Origin of the sequence: Mesorhizobium sp. B3-1-9, assembly GCF_006439595.1 — a bacterium.
GTDB lineage: Bacteria > Pseudomonadota > Alphaproteobacteria > Rhizobiales > Rhizobiaceae > Mesorhizobium.
Genome location: NZ_VFTJ01000019.1, coordinates 57,538 through 79,842 on the forward strand (window position 1 = coordinate 57,538; position 22,305 = coordinate 79,842).

21 protein-coding genes are annotated in these 22,305 nt (G+C 64.3%); 6 read left to right on the plus strand and 15 right to left on the minus strand.

The window, feature by feature from the left end; genetic code table 11:
* Position 1 precedes the first annotated feature (1 nt).
* Genes FJW07_RS25515 through uxaC form a run of 5 tightly spaced genes read right to left on the minus strand, consistent with a single transcriptional unit; the run spans position 2 to position 5,076 of the window.
* On the minus strand, positions 2-775 hold the full coding sequence (locus FJW07_RS25515; RefSeq protein WP_140658985.1) for a FadR/GntR family transcriptional regulator: 774 nt from the start codon (positions 773-775) through the stop codon (positions 2-4).
* An 11-nt stretch (positions 776-786) separates the two neighbouring features.
* The gene (locus FJW07_RS25520; protein ID WP_140646490.1) at positions 787-2,067 is read right to left on the minus strand and encodes a TRAP transporter large permease; all 1,281 of its coding nucleotides are present in this window, start codon (positions 2,065-2,067) and stop codon (positions 787-789) included.
* 3 nt (positions 2,068-2,070) lie between these two features.
* Entirely contained in the window at positions 2,071-2,652 is a 582-nt protein-coding gene (locus FJW07_RS25525; RefSeq protein ID WP_140859223.1) for a TRAP transporter small permease, read from the minus strand.
* A gap of 5 nt (positions 2,653-2,657) precedes the next feature.
* Positions 2,658-3,635, minus strand: a complete 978-nt coding sequence (locus tag FJW07_RS25530) for a TRAP transporter substrate-binding protein (RefSeq protein ID WP_140646489.1) — start codon at positions 3,633-3,635, stop codon at positions 2,658-2,660.
* Between the two features lie 37 nt (positions 3,636-3,672).
* A complete protein-coding gene (gene uxaC, locus FJW07_RS25535; RefSeq protein ID WP_181182718.1) occupies positions 3,673-5,076 on the minus strand; it encodes a glucuronate isomerase in 1,404 nt (467 codons plus the stop codon).
* A gap of 164 nt (positions 5,077-5,240) precedes the next feature.
* Here uxaC and FJW07_RS25540 point away from each other — a divergent pair, with 164 nt between their 5' ends.
* Complete coding sequence (locus tag FJW07_RS25540; RefSeq protein ID WP_140859225.1) at positions 5,241-6,779, plus strand: mannitol dehydrogenase family protein; 1,539 nt, start codon at positions 5,241-5,243, stop codon at positions 6,777-6,779.
* A gap of 194 nt (positions 6,780-6,973) precedes the next feature.
* Here FJW07_RS25540 and FJW07_RS25545 read toward each other — a convergent pair whose 3' ends face one another.
* The 7 genes from FJW07_RS25545 to FJW07_RS25575 all read right to left on the minus strand — a co-directional run bounded on the left by FJW07_RS25545 (position 6,974) and on the right by FJW07_RS25575 (position 13,568).
* Positions 6,974-7,381, minus strand: coding sequence for a F0F1 ATP synthase subunit epsilon (locus FJW07_RS25545; RefSeq protein ID WP_095769727.1), 408 nt, complete (start codon positions 7,379-7,381; stop codon positions 6,974-6,976).
* A gap of 109 nt (positions 7,382-7,490) precedes the next feature.
* Positions 7,491-9,071, minus strand: a complete 1,581-nt coding sequence (gene atpD, locus FJW07_RS25550; protein WP_140658982.1) for a F0F1 ATP synthase subunit beta — start codon at positions 9,069-9,071, stop codon at positions 7,491-7,493.
* Between the two features lie 65 nt (positions 9,072-9,136).
* Positions 9,137-10,021, minus strand: a complete 885-nt coding sequence (locus FJW07_RS25555) for a F0F1 ATP synthase subunit gamma (protein ID WP_140859226.1) — start codon at positions 10,019-10,021, stop codon at positions 9,137-9,139.
* A 34-nt stretch (positions 10,022-10,055) separates the two neighbouring features.
* A complete protein-coding gene (gene atpA, locus FJW07_RS25560; protein WP_140646477.1) occupies positions 10,056-11,585 on the minus strand; it encodes a F0F1 ATP synthase subunit alpha in 1,530 nt (509 codons plus the stop codon).
* Positions 11,585-12,145, minus strand: coding sequence for a F0F1 ATP synthase subunit delta (locus FJW07_RS25565; RefSeq protein ID WP_140859227.1), 561 nt, complete (start codon positions 12,143-12,145; stop codon positions 11,585-11,587). Before FJW07_RS25565 ends, atpA begins: the two co-directional genes overlap by 1 nt.
* 235 nt (positions 12,146-12,380) lie before the next feature.
* Complete coding sequence (locus tag FJW07_RS25570; RefSeq protein ID WP_140546140.1) at positions 12,381-12,776, minus strand: DUF4345 family protein; 396 nt, start codon at positions 12,774-12,776, stop codon at positions 12,381-12,383.
* A 96-nt stretch (positions 12,777-12,872) separates the two neighbouring features.
* Positions 12,873-13,568, minus strand: a complete 696-nt coding sequence (locus FJW07_RS25575) for an aspartate/glutamate racemase family protein (protein ID WP_140859228.1) — start codon at positions 13,566-13,568, stop codon at positions 12,873-12,875.
* A 65-nt stretch (positions 13,569-13,633) separates the two neighbouring features.
* On the opposite strand from FJW07_RS25575, the gene FJW07_RS25580 reads away from it, so the two are divergent.
* Positions 13,634-13,876 (plus strand): type II toxin-antitoxin system Phd/YefM family antitoxin, encoded by a 243-nt coding sequence (locus tag FJW07_RS25580; protein ID WP_140646473.1) that lies wholly within the window; start codon positions 13,634-13,636, stop codon positions 13,874-13,876.
* Positions 13,873-14,328, plus strand: coding sequence for a type II toxin-antitoxin system VapC family toxin (locus FJW07_RS25585; protein WP_140646471.1), 456 nt, complete (start codon positions 13,873-13,875; stop codon positions 14,326-14,328). The genes FJW07_RS25580 and FJW07_RS25585 overlap by 4 nt, the downstream gene beginning before the upstream one ends.
* Positions 14,329-14,339: 11 nt before the next feature.
* On the opposite strand, the gene FJW07_RS25590 is transcribed toward FJW07_RS25585, so the two are convergent.
* Positions 14,340-16,523 carry a primosomal protein N' gene (locus FJW07_RS25590; protein WP_140859229.1) on the minus strand — a complete coding sequence of 728 codons (2,184 nt, stop codon included), beginning with the start codon at positions 16,521-16,523 and terminating at the stop codon, positions 14,340-14,342.
* Positions 16,524-16,613: 90 nt separating this feature from the next.
* On the opposite strand from FJW07_RS25590, the gene fsa reads away from it, so the two are divergent.
* Positions 16,614-17,270 (plus strand): fructose-6-phosphate aldolase, encoded by a 657-nt coding sequence (fsa, locus tag FJW07_RS25595; protein WP_140646469.1) that lies wholly within the window; start codon positions 16,614-16,616, stop codon positions 17,268-17,270.
* A gap of 255 nt (positions 17,271-17,525) precedes the next feature.
* Here the strand turns inward: fsa and lptE are convergent, their stop codons facing one another.
* Both lptE and leuS read right to left on the minus strand, forming a co-directional pair.
* Positions 17,526-18,107 carry an LPS assembly lipoprotein LptE gene (gene lptE / locus FJW07_RS25600; RefSeq protein ID WP_140646467.1) on the minus strand — a complete coding sequence of 194 codons (582 nt, stop codon included), beginning with the start codon at positions 18,105-18,107 and terminating at the stop codon, positions 17,526-17,528.
* On the minus strand, positions 18,094-20,721 hold the full coding sequence (gene leuS, locus FJW07_RS25605; protein WP_140859230.1) for a leucine--tRNA ligase: 2,628 nt from the start codon (positions 20,719-20,721) through the stop codon (positions 18,094-18,096). Before leuS ends, lptE begins: the two co-directional genes overlap by 14 nt.
* Before the next feature lie 290 nt (positions 20,722-21,011).
* On the opposite strand from leuS, the gene FJW07_RS25610 reads away from it, so the two are divergent.
* The gene (locus FJW07_RS25610) at positions 21,012-21,674 is read left to right on the plus strand and encodes a YggS family pyridoxal phosphate-dependent enzyme (RefSeq protein ID WP_140859231.1); all 663 of its coding nucleotides are present in this window, start codon (positions 21,012-21,014) and stop codon (positions 21,672-21,674) included.
* A 134-nt stretch (positions 21,675-21,808) separates the two neighbouring features.
* Entirely contained in the window at positions 21,809-22,213 is a 405-nt protein-coding gene (locus FJW07_RS25615) for a hypothetical protein (RefSeq protein WP_140658974.1), read from the plus strand.
* Positions 22,214-22,305: the final 92 nt, after the last annotated feature.

Consider the following 22,305-nt stretch of genomic DNA (forward strand, 5'->3'; position numbering starts at 1 on the left):
GTCACTCGGTCGATGCCGCTTTCAGCGAATTGGCATAATAGGCCTGTCTGGCCTGCAGCCGCTCGCGGTAGCGCTGCTGGCTGCGGGTCAGATGCGTGCGCATCGCCTCGCGCGCGGCCTCGGCATCGCCCGCCGAGATCGCATTGAGGATGACGAGGTGCTCGCGCTGCAGGCCGCGCTGGTACTCGTCCGACTGGACGATCTCTGTCGACCAGGGCGAGGTCACGTCGCAGGGAATGGCGCGGCGTCCCAGCACATCGAGCATCTCGACATAGAACGGGTTGTTGGTGGCGCTGGCGATCGTGCGGTGGAAGGCGAGGTCGGCCGGGCCGGTCGGCTGACTGGCGAGCAGCAGCCGCTCGAACTCGAAGAAGGCCTCCTGGATCGCGGCCTCCTGGGCGGCGTTGCGTCGGATGGCGGCTAGGCCCGCCGATTCGATTTCGATCGCGAGGCGGACCTCGAGCACGTTGAGCGCGACCGAATCCTTGGCTCCCATGTCGGCGGCCAAAACGCCGAAGGTCGTCGAGATGTGCTCGCTGACGAAGACGCCGGCGCCTTGCCGCGCTTCGACCAGGCCATCGGCGGCAAGCTTGGCCAGCGCCTCGCGGATGACCGTGCGGCTGACGCCGAAAGTCTCCGTCAGTTGGCCTTCGGTTGGCAGCTTCTGTCCGGGCGGAACCTCGCCTGCCAAGAGCTGCTTGCGGATCGCCGCGACCACGGTCTCCGACAGTTTCGGCTTCCGTTCGACCCTGAGGTCGGCAACTGTTTGGGACACGTGGTGCCCTCCTAATGGAACAGGCTCGGCAGCCACAATGAGATTTCCGGTATGTAGGTGACAAGCATCAGCACCGCGAAGGCCGCTCCATAGAAGGGCCAGATCGAGCGCATCGCCGTCCAGATGGGAATGCGACCGATGGCGCAACTGACGAACAGCACCGCGCCGACCGGCGGCGTGCAAAGGCCGATGCCGAGATTGAGGATCAGGATGACGCCGAAATGCACGGGATCGACGCCATAGGCCATGACCACCGGCAGGAAGATGGGCGTGGTGATAATGATGAGCGGCGACATATCCATGAATGTGCCGAGGATGAGCAGGACGACATTGATCAGGAGCAGTATGACCAGCTTGTTGTCGGACACGGACTGCAAAAACGCGACAAGCGCTGCCGGAACCCGGAGATAGGCCAGCAGCCAGCCGAAGGCCGCGGCGCAGCCGATAATCATCAGCACCATCGCTGTCGTGCGCACCGCCGCGGTGGTCGCGGTGACGAAATCGTTCCAGCTCATCGACCGGTAGATGATCAATGTCACCAGGAAAGCATAGACGATGGCAATGCACGAGCTTTCGGTGGCGGTGAAGATACCGGATCGGACGCCGCCAAAGATGATGCCGATCAGGATCAGCCCGGGAATGGCGGCGACAAGCAACTGCAAGGCCCGGCCGAAACCGGCAAACGGTTCCGTCGGATAGCCGCGCCGGCTTGCCACCAGATAGGCGGTGACCATCAGTGACAAGGCCAGCAGCAGCCCCGGCAGAACCCCGGCGGTGAAAAGATCCGCTATCGAGATGCGGCCGCCGGCCGAGATCGAATAGATGATCATGTTGTGCGACGGCGGGATCAGCAGCGCAATGATGGCGCCGACTGAGGTGATGTTGACGGCATAGTCGACGCCGTAGCCGCGCGCCTTCATCTGCGGGATCATCAGCCCGCCGACGGCTGAGGCATCGGCCACCGCCGAACCGGAAATACCGCCGAACATGGTCGACGCGGCAATGTTGACTTGGCCCAGACCGCCGCGCAGATGGCCGACCAGGGACCCGGCCAATGCCACCAGGCGGGCGGCGATGCCGCCGCGAACCATAAGGTCGCCGGCGAAGATGAAGAACGGGATGGCCATCAGCGAAAAGACGCTGACGCCGGAATTGAGCCGCTGGAACACCACGACGGGTGGCAGGCCGATCGTGAGGATCGTCGCGAAGCTGGCGACGCCGAGGCAGAACGCGATCGGCGTGCCGATAACCAGCAGGAAGACGAAAGTGCCGAAAAGCACGATCAGCGCCATGGTTCAAAGCTCCTCGCCGGTTGCGTAGATGTCGGCATCGACCGGCAGCCCGGCAAAGCGCCCCGCCAGCCGCTCGAGTGAAAACAGGCAGACGAGCCCGCCACCCAGGATGACCGGCAGGAAGCTGACGCCGCCAGGCAAGGCGAGCGATGGCATCACCGTGTTCCAGGTCAGCCTGGCCAGTTGCACGCCATAGACGATCATGCCGGTGCCGAAGGCCAGCACGACGAGATCGGAAATGCTGCGCAGCACCGCCTTGGCCGAGGCAGGCAAGACATAGAGCAGCACGTCGAAGCCGAGATGCGTGCGCTCGCGCACGCCGACGGCGGCGCCGAGAAAGATGAACCAGCCCATCAGCAGCACGGATGAGGATTCGGTCCAACTCGGCGAGCGGTTCAACACGTAGCGCGAGAAAACCTGCCAGAAGATGATGACGGTCATCAGCGTCAGCCCGGTGCCGCTGACCCATAAGGCCAACCGCGCAAGCCCGGAAAGGGCCCGTTCCACCCGCAGCCAGAACCCTTTCGGACCCGACCGGCTGGATGGCAGCGCGGAAGCCTCCGTGCCACCGGGCCCGTTGCCCATCCCAGTCATTTCGTCGCCTGGATGCGGGCGGCGAGGTCCTTGAGCTCGGGCGTCGACAGATATTTGTCGTAGACCGGCTTCATCGCGTCGATCAGCGGCTGCTTGTCTATCTCGCTGACCTTGACGCCGGCCTTCTCGACGATGTCGCGCGACTTCTTTTCCTGCGCGTCCCACAGCTCGCGCATCTTAACGACGCTGTCCTTGGCCGCCTGGCGCACGATCGCCTGGTCTTCCGGCGCGAGCTTGTCCCAGCTTGCCTTCGACATCACCAGCACCTCCGGCACGATCTGGTGCTGATCCAGCGTATAGTGCTTGGCGACCTCGTAGTGCTTGGCCGATTCAAAGCTCGGCCAGTTGTTCTCGGCGCCGTCGATGACGCCGGTCTGCAACGCCGAATAGACCTCGCCATAGGCCATCGGCGTGGCGTTGGCGCCAAGCGCGTTCACCATGTCGACAAAGACGTCCGACTGGATGACGCGGAACTTCATGCCCTTCATGTCTGCCATCGAGGCGATGTCCTTCTTGGTGTTGTAGAAGGAGCGCGCGCCGGAATCGTAGAAGGCGAGTCCGACAAGGTCATGCGCTTCGAAGGCCTTCAGGATCTCGTCGCCGATCGGCCCGTCCATGACATGGCGCATATGCTCGACCGAGCGGAAGATGTAGGGCAACGACGGCACGGCGGTTTCCGGCACGATGCCGTTGAACGGCCCCATGGAGACGCGATCGAGGTCGATGACGCCGGCCTGGGTCTGCTCAATCGTATCCTTTTCCTCGCCGAGCTGCGCCGAATGATAGACCTCGATCGAATAGCGCCCGTTGGTGCGCTGCTTGATCAGCTCGCCCATATATTTGACCGCCTCGACTGTCGGATAGCCGTCCGGATGGGTGTCCGAAGAGCGCAGGACGGTTTCGGCCCGCGCGGTGCCGATCATCAAGGACCCGATGGCGAATGTCGCCGCCAGCAATCTCGAAATACGCAACATGTTCTTTCCTCCCTTCAAAAATCACGGATGCCCTGGCTCAGAGCCGATACGCTTTCTTGGCAAGCGAGTAGGCAAGCTCCCGCGCCAGCTCATGCGCCTCCTCCTCCCGGAGGCGATGCTCTGCGACCAGCCGCGCCAGAAAGGCGCAGTCGACACGCCGCGCGACGTCGTGGCGCGCCGGGATCGACGGAAAGGCGCGCGTGTCGTCGTTGAAGCCGACGGTGTTGTAGAAGCCGGCCGTCTCGGTGGTCATCTCGCGGAAGTGGCGCATGCCTTCCGGGCTGTCGTGGAACCACCAGGCCGGCCCGAGCTTGAGCGCCGGATAGACGCCGGCGAGCGGCGCAAGCTCGCGCGCATAGCTCGTCTCGTCGAGCGTGAACAGGATGATTGTGAGGTCGCGCTCCAGCCCGACGCAGTCGAGCAGCGGCTTCAGCGCCGTCACATAATCGGTCCGGGTCGGGATATCGAAGCCCTTGTCGCGGCCGAATCTCTGGAAGACAGAAGGCGAATGATTGCGCCATGATCCAGGATGGATCTGCATCACCAAGGCGTCGTCGCGGCTCATCTTGGCCATCTCGGTCAGCATCTGGGCTCGGAACAGTTTTCGCTCGCGCTCATCCTCGGAGCCGCTCCGGATGCGGTTGAACAGATCTTCGGCCGCCACGTCGGAAAGATTGGCGGTCTCGGCCGTCGGATGGCCGTGATCGGACGAGGTCGCGCCGAATTCCTTGAAATAGGCGCGGCGCTTTCGATGCGCATCGAGATAGCCGGACCACCTTCCGGTGTTGCATCCGGTGATCTCGCCGAGGCGATCGAGATTGGAAGCAAACCCTTCGAAATCGGGATCGACCACGGCGTCCGGCCGGTAGGCGGTGACGACACGGCCGTTCCAGCCGCTGTCGCGGATCGTCCGGTGCCATTTGAGATCGTCGAGCGCGCCTTCGGTCGTCGCGATCACATCGATGTTGAAGCGTTCGAACAGCGCGCGCGGCCGATAGTCGTCGCGCTGCAGCAGCGTGGCTATCGTATCGTAGATGCGGTCGGCGCTGGTCGCGGTGAGCGGCTCCTCGATGCCGAACAGATGTTCGAACACATGGTCGAGCCAGAGCCGTGTCGGCGTGCCGCGGAAGAGATAATAATGTTCGGCGAAGCGCCGCCAGATCGCCCGGCCGTCGGTCTCGACCGGCGAACCGTCGAGCGTCGGCACGCCGAGTTCCTCCAGCCGCACGCCTTGGCTGAACAGCATGCGGAAAATGTAATGGTCCGGCACGATCAAGAGCTGCGCCGGATCGGGAAACGGTTCGTTGAGCGCGTACCAGCGCGGGTCGGTATGGCCGTGCGGACTGACGATCGGCAGGTCCTTCACACCCGCGTAAAGGTCGCGCGCCAATGATCGCGTTTCCGGCGCGAACAGCAGGTCCGGATCGGTCAATGCGGCCACGCGGCTCCTCCCAGGCTTCGCTATTGGTAGATCGGTCAGAGATAATGTCAACATACAAATATTATGCAGTTGTATGATGACTTTCCAAAGGAACGCGGCCATTGTGTATGGTGACAGCGGGTGTTACGTCGCTGCCGTCGTTTTCCGATCGGAGATTGGCTTCCATGAGCGGCCGCCTGTCAAACGCTACCTTTGCGGAGCTGCCGGCCGAAGTTCTGGTGCCTCGCTACGACCGCAAGTCCGTCGCGCCCGGCATCGTCCATCTTGGCGTCGGCGCCTTTCACCGTGCCCACCAGGCTGCCTATGTCGATGCCTGCCTGGCGGACGGCGAGAGCGATTGGGGCATCGTCGGCGTCTCGCTGCGCAGTCCCGACACGCGCGATGCGCTCAAGCCGCAGGACGGGCTCTACACGCTGGCAATCAGGGACAGCGCCGGCGAACAACTGCAAGTCGTCGGCTCGATCCAGTCCTTGCTCGTCGCCCCGGAAGACCCAGGCGCGGTGCTCGCCGCGCTGACCGATCCGCGCATCCGCATCGTCACGCTCACCATCACCGAAAAGGCCTATCTCAGGGCGGCCGACGGCACGCTCGACAGCACGCATCCTGATATTGTCCACGACCTCGCCAACCCAGGATCGCCGAAGACCGCGCATGGCTTTCTTGCCGAGGCCTTGGCGCGCCGTCGCGCGGCCGGCGCACAACCTTTCACCGTGCTCTGCTGCGACAACCTGCCGGCAAACGGCGCCACGCTGCACCGGCTGTTGATCGAATATGCGAAGCTCCGGGATCTACGGCTCGCCCACCAGGGCGATGCCGGGGCCGCCCGTCAGGGCGATGCCGACCTCACGCGCCATGTCGCCGATGACGTGGCCTTCCCGTCAAGCATGGTCGACCGCATCGTGCCGGCGACGACGGACGCGGACCGGGCGCGTGTTGCGCAACAACTTGGCATCGATGACGCGTGGCCGGTGATGACCGAGCCGTTCCGGCAATGGGTGATCGAGGACCGCTTTCCCGCCGGGCGGCCGGCCTGGGAGAAATTCGGCGTCGCCATGGTCGAGGATGTCGGCCCGTTCGAGGACATGAAGCTGAGGCTGCTCAACGGCGCGCATTCCGGCATCGCCTATCTCGGCCTGCTCAGCGGCCACGCCACCGTCGACCAGGCCTTTGCCGATCCGTCGATCCGGCAGTTCGTGGACTGGCTGTGGGCCGAGGCCATTCCAACGCTGCCGCAGGACGCCGGGCTCGATCCGATCCCCTACACGGCCGAGCTTGCCGCGCGCTTTTCCAACACGGCGCTTGCCCACCGCACCGCGCAGATCGCCAATGACGGCAGCCAGAAGCTGCCGCAACGCATCGTCGCCTCCGCCCTTGCCCGGCTGGAAGCGGGTTTGCTGCCGGAACATTTGTCGCTGGTTGTCGCCGCCTGGATCGCCGCATGCGCCGCGCGCGGCAAGACGTTGCCGGAAAGCCATTTCACCGATCCGCTCGATGCCGCCCTCGGCGACCTGTTCGGCCGCAATCCGCCGACGGCGGAGATGACGGCGGCGGTGTTCGATCTCGCCGGCTTTGCCAAGGGTCATTCGGAACGGCGGAAATTGATCGAATTTGTCGCCACGCATCTCGTCCATTTCAAGCAGGGCGGCCCGAAGCTGGCTCTCGCCGCGCTCGGCATTAATGGCAAGAGCGGAACGGCCGGATAGCGTTTGTGCCTGGCATTGGCTCGGCGGTGAGCTGGGCGGCTTCACACTTGTTCGCCGGCCGACCCGTTCACCACCCGCAGTGCGGGCGGAGTCGAGCCCATTCGCATTCGGGAATGTTTCGCAAACGGAGAAAGCGGCAACAAAAAAGGCGGGGGCAAGCCCCACCTTTCTCGATCGCTTGTCGGCAGCCGAAATCAGGCCGGCAGCAGAGCGCCTTCCAGCGTGGTGAGCTGGCTGAGGAACTGCTCGGCCTTGCTGCGGCTCTCGTCGTCCTTGGCGTCGGCGGCGTCTTCCTTGGCTTCCTGAATGCGGCGAGCCAGATCGGCGCGATCGATGTCGTTCACATGCGTCGCCGATTCGGCAAGCAGCGTGCAGCCGGAAGGCAGGATGTCGGCGAAACCGCCGAACACGACGAAGCGCTCTTCCTTGCCGCCCGCGGTCTTTATCGTGACGACGCCCGGCTTGATGGTGGTCATGACCGGCGCATGCTGCGCCATCACGGTCATCTCGCCTTCGGCGCCCGGAATGACCACGGACTCCACCTGCTCGGAAACGAGCAGCCGCTCGGGCGAGACCAGTTCGAACTTGAAAGCTTCAGCCATGTAAAACTTAGCAGGTAGGGAATAGTGAGTAGTCAGTAGTGAAGGGACGCAACCGCCCGGATCACACCGCTATTCTCTACTCACTACTCACTACTCCCTATTCGCTTTCTTATGCCGCTTCAGCCGCGAGGCGCTGTGCCTTCTCGACCGCCTCGTCGATGCCGCCGACCATGTAGAAGGCGGCTTCCGGCAAGTGATCGTAGTCGCCGGCGCAGAGGCCCTTGAAGCCCTTGATGGTGTCGGCGAGGTCGACCAGCTTGCCCGGCGAACCGGTGAACACTTCGGCGACGAAGAACGGCTGCGACAGGAAGCGCTCGATCTTGCGGGCGCGGGCCACGGTCTGCTTGTCCTCTTCCGACAGCTCGTCCATGCCCAGGATGGCGATGATGTCCTGCAGCGACTTGTAGCGCTGCAGGATCGACTGCACCTGGCGGGCGACCTGGTAGTGCTCCTCGCCGACGACCATCGGGTCAAGCATGCGCGAGGTGGAATCCAGCGGATCGACTGCCGGATAGATGCCCTTTTCCGAGATCGCGCGGTTCAGCACGGTGGTGGCGTCCAAGTGGGCGAAGGAGGTGGCCGGCGCCGGGTCGGTCAAGTCGTCGGCCGGAACGTAGATGGCCTGCACCGAGGTGATCGAGCCCTTGGTCGTCGTCGTGATGCGTTCCTGCAGCGCGCCCATGTCGGTGGCCAGCGTCGGCTGATAACCCACGGCGGAAGGAATACGGCCGAGCAGCGCCGACACTTCCGAGCCAGCCTGGGTGAAGCGGAAGATGTTGTCGACGAAGAACAGCACGTCCTGGCCCTGGTCGCGGAAATATTCGGCGACGGTGAGGCCGGTCAGGCCGACGCGGGCGCGCGCGCCCGGCGGCTCGTTCATCTGGCCGTAGACAAGTGCTGCCTTCGAGCCCTGGCCGCCGCCCTTCTTGTTGACGCCCGATTCGATGAACTCGTGATAGAGATCGTTGCCTTCGCGGGTGCGCTCTCCGACGCCGGCGAACACCGAGAAGCCGCCATGGGCCTTGGCGACGTTGTTGATCAGTTCCTGGATCAGCACGGTCTTGCCGACGCCGGCGCCGCCGAACAGGCCGATCTTGCCGCCGCGGGCGTAAGGCGCCAGCAGGTCGAGGACCTTGATGCCGGTGACCAGGATCTGCGCTTCCGTCGACTGGTCGACATAGGCCGGAGCCGGCTGATGGATGGAGCGCAGTTCGACGCCGTCGACCGGGCCTTCCTCGTCGACCGGCTCGCCGATGACGTTGATGATGCGGCCGAGCATGCCCGGGCCGACCGGGACCGAGATCGGCGCGCCGGTGTCGAAGACGTCCTGGCCGCGGACCAGGCCTTCGGTCGAGTCCATGGCGATGCAGCGCACGGTGTTCTCGCCGAGATGCTGGGCAACCTCGAGCACCAGGCGATTGCCGACATTGTCGGTTTCCAGCGCGTTCAGAATGGCCGGCAGGTGATCTTCGAACTGCACGTCGACGACGGCGCCGATGACCTGGCGGACCTTGCCGGCGGCGCCGACGCGCTTGGCCGCAAAGGCCGGCGCGTTGGCGGTCGCTGCCGCCTTGGCGGGGGCTGCTGCCTTGGCCGGAGCGGCCGCCTTCTTGGCCGGAGCGGCCTTCGTCGCCGCTTTGGGGGCCTCTGCCGCCTTGGCGGCGGTCTTCGGGGTAGCTGCTTTCGCCATCGTCTTTGCCCTTTTCGTCTGTCCGTTATTCACGTCGTCCGCCGGGTGTCCCGCGCGGCGCGTGATTAGAGCGCCTCGGCGCCCGAAATGATCTCGATCAGTTCCTTGGTGATCTGCGCCTGCCGCTGGCGGTTGTAGGTGATCGACAGCCTGTTGATCATGTCGCCGGCGTTGCGCGTCGCATTATCCATCGCGCTCATCTTGGCGCCCATCTCGCCGGCCGCGTTTTCCAGAAGCGCGCGGAAGATCTGCACGGCGATGTTGCGCGGGATGAGGTCGGAGAGGATCTCGCCCGGCTCCGGCTCGTATTCGTAGACAGCGGTGGCGCCGTTGCCCGTCTCGGCGGCGGCCGAAGCCTGTGCCGCCGGGATGATCTGCTGCGCCGTCGGGATCTGGCTGATCACCGATTTGAACTGCGAATAGAACAGCGTGCAGATGTCGAAGCCGCCCTCGTTGAAGAGGTGGATGATCTTGCGCGCGATCGCATCGGCATTGACGAAGCCGAGCGTCTTGACCTCGCGCAGGTCGACGCGCTCGAGGATCATCGAAGCGTAGTCGCGGCGCAGGATGTCATAGCCCTTCTTGCCGACGCAGATGATCTTCACCTGCTTGCCGTCGGCGAGAAGCCGGCGGATGTGGTCGCGGGCGAGGCGCGCGATCTGCGAGTTGAAGCCGCCGCACAGGCCGCGCTCGGCGGTGCAGACGATGAGCAGATGCACATCGTCCCTGCCGGTGCCCGTCATCAGCGCCGGGGCATCGCCGCCGCCGCCGATCGCCTGGGTGATGTTGGCCAGAACCGCGCCCATGCGCTCGGAATAGGGACGCGCCGCTTCCGCCGCTTCCTGCGCGCGACGCAGCTTCGCCGCGGCGACCATCTGCATCGCCTTGGTGATCTTCTGCGTCGCCTTGACCGAGGCGATACGGTTACGAAGGTCTTTTAATGAAGGCATGCTTCAAACCTGATCCCGTGCGTCCGGCTTGTTGTTAGGCGAAGGTCTTGGCGAAGGCGTCGATCTCGGCCTTGAGCTTGGCGCGCAAATCGTCCGACAGCGCCTTCTCCTTGCGGATGGCATCGAGCACATCCTTGCCGGCCGAGCGCATGTGGCTGAGCAGGCCATGTTCGAACTTGCCGACCTGGTTGAGCGGCAGCTTGTCGAGATAGCCGTTGACACCGGCGAAGATCACCGCGACCTGTTCCTCGACCTTGAGCGGCGAGAACTGCGGCTGCTTGAGCAACTCGGTCAGGCGCGAACCGCGGTTCAGCAGACGCTGCGTTGCCGCGTCGAGGTCGGAGCCGAACTGCGCGAAGGCAGCCATTTCGCGATACTGCGCGAGCTCGCCCTTGATGGAGCCGGCGACCTGCTTCATCGCCTTGATCTGCGCCGAAGAGCCGACGCGCGACACCGACAGGCCGACGTTCACCGCCGGACGGATGCCCTGGAAGAACAGGTTGGTTTCGAGGAAGATCTGGCCGTCGGTGATCGAGATCACGTTGGTCGGGATGTAGGCCGACACGTCGTTGGCCTGCGTCTCGATGATCGGCAGCGCGGTCAGCGAACCGTTGCCGTTGTCGTCATTGAGCTTGGCGGCGCGTTCGAGCAGGCGCGAATGCAGGTAGAAGACGTCGCCCGGATAGGCTTCGCGGCCCGGTGGGCGGCGCAGCAGGAGCGACATCTGGCGGTAGGCGACGGCCTGCTTCGACAGATCGTCATAGCTGATCAGCGCATGCATGCCGTTGTCGCGGAAATATTCGCCCATGGTGCAGGCGGTGAACGGCGCCAGGAACTGCATCGGCGCCGGATCGGACGCGGTGGCGGCGACGATGATCGAATATTCGAGCGCGCCGCGCTCTTCCAGCACCTTGACGAACTGCGCGACGGTCGAGCGCTTCTGGCCGACTGCGACGTAGACGCAGTAGAGCTTTTCCTTTTCGGGGCCGTTGTCGTGCACCGACTTCTGGTTCAGCATCGTGTCGAGGATGATGGCGGTCTTGCCGGTCTGGCGGTCGCCGATGACCAGCTCGCGCTGGCCGCGGCCGACCGGGATCAGCGCGTCGATGGCCTTGAGGCCGGTCGACATCGGCTCATGCACCGACTTGCGCGGGATGATGCCGGGCGCCTTGACGTCGACACGCTTGCGTTCGGTTGCCTTGATCGGGCCCTTGCCGTCGATCGGATTGCCAAGCGCGTCGACGACGCGGCCGAGCAGGCCCATGCCGACAGGCGCGTCGACGATGGCGCCGGTGCGCTTGACGGTGTCGCCTTCCTTGATGTCGCGGTCGGCACCGAAGATGACGACGCCGACATTGTCGGCTTCGAGGTTCAGCGCCATGCCGCGGATGCCGCCCGGGAACTCGACCATCTCGCCGGCCTGGACGTTGTCGAGGCCGTAGACGCGGGCGATGCCGTCACCGACGGACAGAACCTGACCGACTTCGGAGACCTCGGCCTCCTTGCCGAAATTCTTGATCTGGTCTTTCAGAATTGCGGAAATTTCCGCGGCGCGGATGTCCATCAGCCGACCTCTTTCAGTGCAAGCTTGAGCGAATTGAGTTTGGTTTTGAGCGACGTATCGATCTGGCGCGAGCCCATCTTGACGATCAGCCCGCCGAGCAGCGACGGATCGACGGTCATGGCGATGGCCACGTCCTTGCCGGCGATGCCTTTCAGCGCCGCCTTGAGTTCAGTCTGCTGCACGGCCGTCAGCGCATGCGCCGAGGTGACCTCGGCGGACGTCTCGCCGCGATGGTCGGCGGCGATCTGGCGGAACGCCTTGATCATGCCAGGCACCGCGAACAGGCGGCGGTTCTTGGCCACGACGCGCAGGAAATTGCCGACCAGGCCGGTGATCTTGGCCTTGTCGGCGATGGCGGCAATGGCCTTTGCCTGGTCCTCGCTGGAAAACACCGGGCTGTTGATCAGCCGCGAGAGATCGTCGCTGTCATTGAGCATTGCCTCGAAGCCGCCGAGGTCGGCCTCGACCTTGGCGACTGAATTGTCCTGCAGCGCGAGCTCGAACAGCGAGCCTGCGTAGCGTTCGGCGACAGCTGAGATTGGCGATGACGATTGGGCCACGGACCGTCTTTTCTCTTGTCTGACAGGCCGCAGATTGTTGGCGCGAGCGAAAACTCTGGCTAAATCTTTGACCTTACTGCATTTTTCCAAGCACGGAGGCGCGGCTTCCGCTATCCCCGGTCGAAAGTCGATTGCCGTCTAGCACAGGCTTTTTAAGACCGCAATGCATCGTCCGGCATGGTTTTCAGGCACTTTTGTCGCATCAGGCGGCGAAGGCCAAGCTCAAGCGTCGAATTCACGGAACGAAGCCGAAGGCAAAGGCCAGCGGCAGCGCCGCCAATGCCAATTCAACCACGATCGAAACCCAGTTGAAAGGGGTGTTGGCGCCGTCCGACATCATCGACAAGAGCCTGCCGAAGGCGGTGAACAGCCAGGAGAAGCCCAGCGCCATGTAGAGCAGCGGCTGCGCCAGGAGGATGCAGCACAGGCTGACGCCGAGATAGAAGCCCGACATGCGGCCGCGTCCTTCGGCGATCGCCGCCGCTTTCTCCGGCCTTGGCTGCAGGCGCAGCGCGCGAAACGCAAGCCCCGGCGCCAAGAACAGGAACAGGCCGAGGGCCAGGGTCACGACGGCGCTCGACCAGGCCAGCCATTCACCCTGGCTCGCGGGCCACGGAAACGCGAAGTCCATAAAATCCCCCCTCGTATTTCTTGTTCTGAAACACAGGCATTCTAGCGAGGGAATGAAACCGCGCCAGAGGATGGCGGGCACATTAGGTACAGCGCATCAAGCAAGCGCGAAATCGACCGCGGCCTCGGCATGGATCCGCGTCGTGTCGAACACCGGAACGTCGAAATCGCCCTGGCCGATCAGCATGGTGATCTCGGTGCAGCCCATGATGACGCCGTCCACGTCGTGGGTGCGCCGCATCCGGCCGACTTCGTCGAGATAGGCGGATTTCGATTCACCTTTGACAACGCCCTGGCAAAGCTCGTCATAGATCACCTGGTGAACCATGTCGCGGCCGACCTGGTCCGGCACCACCGGCTGGAGGCCGTATTTGTCGGCAAGCCGACCCTTGTAGAAATCCTGCTCCATGGTGAAGCGCGTCGCGAGCAGCGCCGGCCGCTTCACGCCGGCATCGACGACGGCATGCGCCGTGGCGTCGGCGATATGGATAAGCGGGATCGATATGGCCGCCTGCACCGCGTCGGCGAGCTTGTGCATGGTGTTGGTGCAGATCAGCAGGCCCTCGGCGCCGCCCGCCTCCAGCCTGCGCGCGGCTTCAACGAGAAGGACGCCGGCGCCTTCCCAGTCGCCGGCATGCTGCCGTTCGGCGATCTCGGCGAAATCGAACGACCACAGAAGCAGCTTGGCCGAATGAAGCCCGCCGAGCCGTTCACGCACGATCTCGTTGAGCAGGCGGTAATAGATCGCGGTCGATTCCCAGCTCATGCCACCGATGAGGCCGAGGGTTTTCATGATCGCGCTGTCCTTTCCTCAGCAATTCCTATATTATGACTACATGAGACCACAAGGAGGTTGCTGTGAAAACAATGCAAGTTCGGGAAGCCAAGGCAGGGTTCTCGGCGCTCGTCGAGGCCGCGGAGGGCGGCGAGCCCACCATCATCACAAAGCATGGTAAGCCAGCAGCCGCCATCGTTTCGGTCGAAGACTTGCAAAAGCTTTATCCGGTCGAGCGTCGAAATTTCGGGGAATTCCTTCTGACCTATCCGGGAGGAATCGAGTTTGAAAGGAATGAGTCGCCGTCGCGGGATATCGACCTTTGAGCGGCTATCTTGTGGATACTTCCATCTTATCGGCATTCGCGCCTGGAAGGCCGCCGCTTGCAAAAGACGTCGCCACCTGGATCGTGACCCAAGGTGCAAAGCAGGCACTCTTCATACCGGTTATAGCGATCACTGAAATCGAGAAAGGCATATGCAAGCTGGCCCGCGCCGGGGCCACAAAACGCGCCGAGGGTCTCACTGCCTGGCTCAATGAAACCATTGAAGACTTCGCTGATCAGATTCTAGAGGTCAATGCCGATATAGCGCGAAGGGCGGGTCAAATGGAGGAGGCAGCCTCTGCACAAGGGAAGAATCCCGGTCTAGCAGACATATTGATCGCGGCCACGGCGGCAACCAACGAGCTCACCGTGATAACTGCAAACATCAGGCATTTTGAGGCGCTTGGTGTTTGGTGTTGGAATATACTGCAAGACCCGCCGAGCGACGATTAGTCACCCCATTCTTACAAAAAGCTCTGCGGGTCGATGTCGACCTGCACCCTGACCGAGCCGCGCGGCTTCGGCCCGTCGGCCAGCATGGCGCGGATGAAGCCTTGCATGTCGGCGCGCCGCTCGCCCTGGATGAGCAGGCGGAAGCGGTGACGACCGCCGATCAACGACAGCGGCGCCTCGGCCGGCCCGAGCACGAAGAGATCGGAAGCCTGCGGCGCCGCGCGCCTTAACCCCCGCGCATGGCTCTCCGCCTCGCCCCGTGTCGCGGCGCTGACGATGATGCCGGCGAGCCGGCCGAAAGGCGGCAGCGCCGCCCGTTCGCGCTCGGCGATCTCGCGCTCGTAAAAAGCTTCCGAATCGCCGGAGACGATCGCCCGCATCACCGGATGGTCCGGCTGGTAGGTCTGCAAGAGGCCGAGGCTCTTCTTGCCGGTGCGGCCGGCGCGCCCCGTCACCTGGCTGAGCAGCTGGAAAGTGCGCTCGGCGGCGCGCGGATCGCCATTGGCGAGCCCGAGATCGGCGTCGACCACGCCGACCAGCGTCATGCCGGGAAAGTTGTGACCCTTGGCGACGAGTTGCGTGCCGATGACGATGTCGGCCTCGCCATTGGCGACGGCCTCGAGTTCGAGCCGGAGACGGCGCACGCCGCCCAGAAGGTCGGACGAAAGCACGATGGTGCGGGCTTCGGGGAAATGCGCCACCACCTCCTCGGCGATGCGCTCGACGCCGGGGCCGCAGGCCACCAGATGGTCGAGCGTGCCGCATTCCGGGCAGGCCTCGGGCCGCCGCTCATTATGGCCGCAATGATGGCAGACGAGTTGGCCGCGAAACCGGTGCTCGACCAGCCACGCCGAGCAGACCGGGCAGCCGAAGCGATGACCGCAGACCCGGCAGAGCGTCAGCGGCGCATAGCCGCGCCGGTTGAGGAAGAGCAGCGACTGCTCCTTCCTCTCCAGCGTGCGCTGCATCTGCTCCAGCAAGACCGGCGACAGGAAACCGCCGCGCGCCGGCGGCGAGCGCCGCATGTCGATCGACTTCAGGTCGGGGAGCGCCGCCTCGGCGAAGCGCGACGACAGCACCGCCCGGCCGTAGCGGCCCTGGCCGGCGTTGACCCGGCTTTCCACCGACGGCGTCGCCGAGGCGAGCACGACCGGGAAAGCACCGATATGGCCGCGCACCACCGCCATGTCGCGCGCATTGTAGAAGACGCGGTCTTCCTGCTTGTAGGCCGGGTCATGCTCCTCGTCGACGACGATCAGGCCGAGTTCCTTGAACGGCAGGAACAGCGCCGAGCGCGCGCCGGCGACGACGCGCACGCCGCCTTCCGCAACCTGCCGCCAGACACGTTCGCGCATCCGGGGCGGCAGGTCGGAGTGCCACTCCGCCGGCTTGGCGCCGAACCGGTCCTGGAAACGTTCGAGGAAGGCATGCGTCAGCGCGATTTCCGGCAAAAGGATCAGCACCTGCCTGCCCTTGTCGAGCGCAGCCGCCACCGCCTCGAAATAGACTTCCGTCTTGCCCGATCCCGTGACGCCGTCGAGAAGGGTGACATTGAAAGTATCGGCCGCGATTGCCGCGCGCAGCTTCTCCGCCGCAACATTTTGGTCCGGCATCAGCTCCGGCACGGCATGGCTGGTGTCAGGCGCCGCCACCACCGGACGCGGCGGGATCATCACCGTCTCGAACACGCCCTGTGCCCGCAACCCGTCGATGACGGTCGAGGACACGCCCGCGGCATGCGCCAGCCCGGAGCGCGTCCAGGCCAGGCCGCCTTCGGCCGTCTCCAGCACGCGCCGGCGCGCATCCGTCAACCGGTCCGGTTCGGCCAGCGTGCGCTGCAGCCCTTCGATCCACTGCTCCGGGTCGAAAGCCTCGGGGGCCCTGAGCAGCATGCGCGCCACCATGCCGGGAGCCGACAGCGTGTATTGCGCGATCCAGTCGACGAAGCGGCGCATCGCCCTATCGATCGGCGGGCAGTCGAACACCTCCTCGATCGGCCGCAATTTCTTCGCATCGACGGTTTCGACGGCGCCATCCCAGACGATGCCCGCGACTTGGCGCGGCCCGAGCGGCACGCGCACGATCGAGCCCGGCACCACGCGCATGCCCGGCGGCACGGCATAGGTGTAGGGCCGTTCGGCGGGCATCGGCACCAGCACGGGCGCGGCTGCGACAAAGGGCGAATCTTCCATCATCAGGCGTGACCTTGCCCTGACTTTGGTCTAGATCAAAGGGGACCCTCGCATCTGCCTGGCTGGCGCCCGGCAATCCCCAAGGAGACCGCCATGAAATTTTTTGTCGACACCGCTGACATCAAGGAAATCAAGGAGCTCAACGATCTTGGGCTGCTCGACGGCGTCACCACCAACCCGTCGCTGATCCTGAAATCGGGTGGCAAGATCATCGACGTCACCAAGCAGATCTGCGACATCGTCGAGGGTCCGGTTTCGGCCGAGGTCGTGGCGACCGAGTACGAGGACATGATGGCGGAAGCCAAGGTGCTGGCCAAGATCGCGCCGAATATCGCCATCAAGGTACCGCTGACGCTCGACGGCCTGAAGGCCTGCAAGACCATCCGCACCGAGATGAACCGCATGGTCAACGTGACGCTCTGCTTCTCGGCCAACCAGGCATTGCTGGCCGCCAAGGCCGGCGCCTCCTTCATCTCGCCCTTCGTCGGCCGCATCGACGACACCGGCTCGGACGGCATGGAGCTGATCTCGGAAATCCGCACCATCTACGACAATTACGATTTCAAGACCGAGATCCTGACCGCCTCGGTGCGCACGGTGAACCACGTCAAGCAGGCCGCCCTGATCGGCGCCGATATCGTCACCGCGCCGCCGGCGACGCTGAAGGCGCTGGTCAATCACCCGCTGACCGACAAGGGCCTCGCGGCCTTCCTCGCCGATTGGGCCAAGACCGGCCAGAAGATCGGCTGAGGCCGGAGCAGTTCCAGGAAAAGTATGTAACGATTTTCCGTCTGGGAATTGCGCAAGGCAAAAAGTAGCGAAGAAGGCCGGGCAACCGGCCTTCTTCGTGGCAAAGTGTCTATGCCTTGGCAAGTCACATGCCTTGGCGATTGGCCGGGACGCCTATCGCGATCGTCATCCACGGGCGGAGCAAGGAGCGAAGCGACGCGCGCAGACCCGAGGATGACGAAGTTCGGAAGACTTCAGCCAATCCCCGGCGAGGAACTAGGCCCTTTTGCCGTGCTTGGCTAGGTCCTGCGCGATCGACAGCCGCAGAAGGTCGGCCAATTCCCGCGCGGCGCGGTTCTCCGCGTCGATCTGCGCGCGGTAGGCTGCGAATTCCTGGCGCGGCCGGTCGAAGGACGACGGGATGGAGCGCTTGCCGACGGCAATCACCGTGTTGGTCGCGGTGTCCCGCAGCACGTAATTGGCGGTCAGCGTGACCGTGCCCGCCGTCGGCTCGTCTTCCTGGGTCTGCACCTGCACGATGGCCGCCGATTCGACGAGCTCGGTGACGCCGAGATCGAGCGTGTAGGCCGGCGAGGCCGGCTCGCCCGAGCCTTGCCCGAAGGCGAAGATCAGATTGTTGCGCACCTGCTGCGCGTAGCGGGTATTGACCGGCTTGATCGAGATCGAGCCGAGCTCGGCGGACGCGCTGAGCCGCGATCCGGGCGACAGCGGCTGGTTGGAATAGAGCGGCCGCACGGTGCAGGCCGAGACCAGCGCGAGCGCGGCGACCATGCCGCAGACCGCCAAGCGGCCGCGCAGGCGGGCCGCTTCTGACTTCACCGGATCAGGCAACGACATTGACGATTCTCTGCGGCACGATGATCACCTTGCGCGGGGCCTTACCTTCCAGTGCTTTTTGCACGAAGTCGAGAGCCAGCACCGCTTTTTCGACGGCACCTTGATCCGCGTCGCGCGCAATTGTCAAATCCCCCCGCTTCTTGCCGTTGACCTGTACCGGCAGCACGATCTCGTTGTCGACGACCAGAGCAGGATCGTAGACCGGCCAGGGCCGTTCGGCGACCATCTCGGCGCCGCCGAGCTCCTGCCAGCACTCTTCCGCCAGATGCGGCATGACGGGCGCGACGATGTGCACCAGGATCTCCACCGCTTCGCGGCAGGCGCCTTTCAGCGCGGCATCGGCCTTGCCCTCGGCAACGTCGGCGAGCGGCGTCGCCAGCGCGTTGGCCAGCTCGTAGATACGCGCGATCGCCCGATTGAAGCCGAGCTTCTCGATATCCTCGCCGACCGCCTTCAGGATCTTGTGCGCGGCCTTGGACACGGCGCCCGCCTCGCCATCCGTCGCCGCCGCCGGTTTCACACTGGCAAGCTGCTCGGCCGCGATCTGCACCAGGCGCCAGACGCGCTGCACGAAGCGGTGCGCGCCGGCCGCGCCCTCGTCGGTCCATTCGACGTCGCGCTCCGGCGGCGAGTCCGACAGCATGAACCAGCGCGCGGTGTCGGCGCCGTAGCCGTCGGTGATCTCTTCGGGGCTCACCGTGTTCTTCTTCGACTTCGACATCTTCTCCAGCGCGCCGACCGTCGCCTCCTCGCCGGTGGCGATCTCGACGGCGCGGCGCTTGCCGCCCACGTCCTCGAGCCTGACCTCGCTTGGTGACAGCCAGCGTCCGTTGTTGGACGGGCCGCCGACGCGGTAGGTCTCGTGCACGACCATGCCTTGCGTGAACAGGCCCTTGAACGGCTCGGCCAGATCGAGGTGACCGGTCTCGCGCATGGCGCGGGTGAAGAAGCGCGAATAGAGCAGATGCAGGATCGCGTGCTCGATGCCGCCGATATACTGGTCGACCGCCAGCCATTCGTCGGCCGCCTTCGGCTCGGTCGGCTCGTTCGCCCAGGGCGCGGTGAAGCGCGCGAAATACCAAGACGAATCGACGAAGGTATCCATCGTGTCGGTCTCGCGCCGCGCACCGCGGCCGCATTGCGGACATTTCACATGCCGCCAGGTCGGGTGCCGGTCGAGCGGATTGCCCGGACGGTCGAACTCGATGTCGTCGGGCAGCTTCACCGGCAGGTCGGCCTTCGGCACCGGCACGACGCCGCAATGCTCGCAATGGATCATCGGGATCGGGCAGCCCCAGTAGCGCTGGCGCGAGATGCCCCAGTCGCGCAGGCGGAAGTTCACCTTGCGCTCCGCCATCGGCCGGCCGCCGATCGTCTTTTCTTCCAACAGCTTCGCGACTTCGTTGAAAGCCTTCTGCGGCTTCATGCCGTCGAGGAAGCGCGAATTGATCATCACGCCGTCGTCGACATAGGCCTCCTCGATGATCTGGAAGGTCTTTGCGTCGGCGTCTTCCGGCATCACCACCGGGATCACCGGCAGGCCGTATTTGTTGGCGAAATCGAGATCGCGCTGGTCGCCCGACGGGCAGCCGAAAATGGCGCCGGTGCCGTATTCCATCAGCACGAAATTGGCGACATAGACCGGCAGCGTCCAGTTCTCGTCGAACGGATGGACGACGCGGATGCCGGTGTCGAAGCCCTTCTTCTCGGCCGTCTCGAGCGCCGCCACCGAGGTGCCCATGTGGCGGACCTCGTCGATGAACTTCGCCAGCTCGACATTGGTCTCGGCGGCTTTTCTCGCCAGCGCATGGTCGGCGGCGACCGCCATGAAGGAGGCGCCGAAGATGGTGTCGGGCCGGGTCGTGTATACTTCCAGTTCGTTCGTGTCGCCGACCGGCGCCGCCAGCGGCCACCGGATCAGCAGCCCTTCCGAGCGGCCGATCCAGTTGTGCTGCATCAGCTTGACCTTTTCCGGCCACTCTTCGAGCCCGTTGAGCGAGTCCAGCAGGTCCTGCGCGAAGTCGGTGATCTTGAAGAACCACTGCGTCAGCTCGCGCTGCTCGACCAGCGCGCCCGAGCGCCAGCCGCGGCCGTCGATGACCTGCTCGTTGGCAAGCACGGTCATGTCCTCCGGATCCCAGTTGACCTTGGAGGATTTGCGCGTCACCAGCCCCTTCTCGACGAAGTCGAGGAACAGCATCTGCTGGCGGTGGTAGTAATCGACATCGCAGGTCGCGAACTCGCGCGCCCAGTCGAGCGACAGGCCCATCATCTTGAGTTGCTCGCGCATGACGGCGATGTTTTCATAGGTCCAGTCCTTGGGGTGGACCTTATTCTGCATGGCGGCGTTTTCGGCTGGCATGCCGAACGCATCCCAGCCCATCGGATGCAGCACGTTGAAACCCTTGGCGCGCTTGTAGCGCGCCACCACGTCGCCCATCGTGTAGTTGCGGGTGTGGCCGATATGGATCTTGCCCGACGGATAGGGGAACATCTCGAGCACGTAATATTTCGGCTTCGGGTCGTCGTTGCGGGCCTCGAACAGCTTCTTTTCGGCCCAGGCCTTCTGCCATTTGGGCTCTGAGGTGCGCGGATTGTATCGTTCGGTTGCCATCGGATGTTTTTCACTTAAAAGCAGGTGCGCGGTGCTGGATTAAGGCGTGTTGATATTCAGGTCAGGCCGAGCCGAAAATGGCGGGTTCCGAGAACCGGAGCGGAGCGTACTTAAAGTACGTGAGCACCGGAAGCGCAGGAAACCGGGCTTTGCAGGCCGGCATCACCTGAATATCGACACACCTAGGCCGGCAGCCGAGACAATGTCGTCGCGGTGTTCACCATGGATTGCCGGACCCGTCAACTGCGGCGAGCCGGCGCGAGCTTTAAAACTATGGGCAGGATAGTGGCATGACGAGCGCCGTAGAGCAGCTTCACGCGGTCAAGGCGAGGATCGCGAGCGCCGAACGCGAGGCGAAGCGCCCGGCCGGCGCCGTCACGCTTGTGGCGGTGTCGAAGACCTTCGCGGCCGAGGACATCCGCCCCGTCATCGAGGCAGGCCAGCGGGTCTTCGGCGAGAACCGCGTGCAGGAAGCGCAGGGAAAATGGCCGGCGCTGAGAGAGGCATTTGCCGATCTGGAGCTGCATCTGATCGGCCCGCTGCAGTCCAACAAGGCCAAGGAAGCCGTCGCTCTCTTCGACGCCATCGAGACCGTCGATCGCGAGAAGATCGGCGCGGAGCTTGCCAAGGAGATCGCCAGGCAAGGCCGCGCGCCGAGGCTGTACGTCCAGGTCAATACCGGCTCCGAGCCACAAAAGGCCGGCATCGAGCCGCGCGACGCGGTCGCCTTCGTCAAGCGCTGCCGCGACGTGCACGGCCTCGCCATCGAAGGCCTTATGTGCATCCCGCCGGCCGATGAGAATCCTGGCCCGCATTTCGCGTTGCTGGAGAAGCTCGCTCGCGAAGCGGGTGTCGCCAAGCTTTCGATGGGCATGTCCGGCGACTACGAAACAGCCGTCGCCTTCGGCGCGACCAGCGTCAGGGTCGGCTCGGCGATCTTCGGCAGCCGGTAGCAAGGAGCGCCTCAAGGAAGCGTAGGCCTTTCCTTGGGCCGGCCGCGTCACACCACCGCATTGTCGCCTAGAATCCTGGCGCTAGCTCCGTGCACAGGAAGCAAGTGGCTCCTTTCATAGCAAAGGAGGTCCCTATGACCGCCACACGCCATAGCCAGCACACCATGCAAAACCGGCAAGTCTCCCGCGGGCTGCACCGCTGGGTCTATTTCGCCATGGTGGGGCTCGCGGCCTGCTATGCGTTGTCGGCCTGGATCGGCTTCGCGGGCAGCGGCGCCGACGACTATTTGCTGTTCGTCGTAACTGGATTCATCGTCATGTCGGTCGTGCTGCCGGCCATCGCCGGCCGTGTCTGGCGTCATCACCGGATCAGCGCTGCCGGCAGACCCACGACGCTCGCCGACTGGATGGCAGGCGAGTTCGACACTGGCGATCATCCCGTGAAGGCCAGCACGGCGACGATCGAAATTCTGCTGCCGCTTGCCGCCGTCGCATTCGGCATGACTGCCTTCGCGATCCTCGCTTTGGTGGAAAGCTGAGCGCCCTGGCAATCGTCACGATCTCGTTACCGGCCCGCCAACCGGACGATATTCTTTGCGCCCGCGCTTGAAACGAAACGGTCCGTTCCTAT

Bases quoted from the DNA above. Each gene is read 5' to 3' on its own strand.
- FJW07_RS25530 (WP_140646489.1), bottom strand. From the start codon at position 3,635: ATGTTGCGTATTTCGAGATTGCTGGCGGCGACATTCGCCATCGGGTCC.
- atpD (WP_140658982.1), bottom strand. From the start codon at position 9,071: ATGGCGAAAGCAGCTACCCCGAAGACCGCCGCCAAGGCGGCAGAGGCC.
- FJW07_RS25555 (WP_140859226.1), bottom strand. From the start codon at position 10,021: ATGCCTTCATTAAAAGACCTTCGTAACCGTATCGCCTCGGTCAAGGCG.
- FJW07_RS25615 (WP_140658974.1), top strand. From the start codon at position 21,809: ATGACCGCCACACGCCATAGCCAGCACACCATGCAAAACCGGCAAGTC.
- FJW07_RS25610 (WP_140859231.1), top strand. From the start codon at position 21,012: ATGACGAGCGCCGTAGAGCAGCTTCACGCGGTCAAGGCGAGGATCGCG.
- atpA (WP_140646477.1), bottom strand. From the start codon at position 11,585: ATGGACATCCGCGCCGCGGAAATTTCCGCAATTCTGAAAGACCAGATC.
- FJW07_RS25590 (WP_140859229.1), bottom strand. From the start codon at position 16,523: ATGATGGAAGATTCGCCCTTTGTCGCAGCCGCGCCCGTGCTGGTGCCG.
- FJW07_RS25525 (WP_140859223.1), bottom strand. From the start codon at position 2,652: ATGGGCAACGGGCCCGGTGGCACGGAGGCTTCCGCGCTGCCATCCAGC.
- lptE (WP_140646467.1), bottom strand. From the start codon at position 18,107: ATGTCGTTGCCTGATCCGGTGAAGTCAGAAGCGGCCCGCCTGCGCGGC.
- FJW07_RS25540 (WP_140859225.1), top strand. From the start codon at position 5,241: ATGAGCGGCCGCCTGTCAAACGCTACCTTTGCGGAGCTGCCGGCCGAA.
- FJW07_RS25570 (WP_140546140.1), bottom strand. From the start codon at position 12,776: ATGGACTTCGCGTTTCCGTGGCCCGCGAGCCAGGGTGAATGGCTGGCC.
- FJW07_RS25520 (WP_140646490.1), bottom strand. From the start codon at position 2,067: ATGGCGCTGATCGTGCTTTTCGGCACTTTCGTCTTCCTGCTGGTTATC.
- FJW07_RS25575 (WP_140859228.1), bottom strand. From the start codon at position 13,568: ATGAAAACCCTCGGCCTCATCGGTGGCATGAGCTGGGAATCGACCGCG.
- leuS (WP_140859230.1), bottom strand. From the start codon at position 20,721: ATGGCAACCGAACGATACAATCCGCGCACCTCAGAGCCCAAATGGCAG.
- fsa (WP_140646469.1), top strand. From the start codon at position 16,614: ATGAAATTTTTTGTCGACACCGCTGACATCAAGGAAATCAAGGAGCTC.
- FJW07_RS25545 (WP_095769727.1), bottom strand. From the start codon at position 7,381: ATGGCTGAAGCTTTCAAGTTCGAACTGGTCTCGCCCGAGCGGCTGCTC.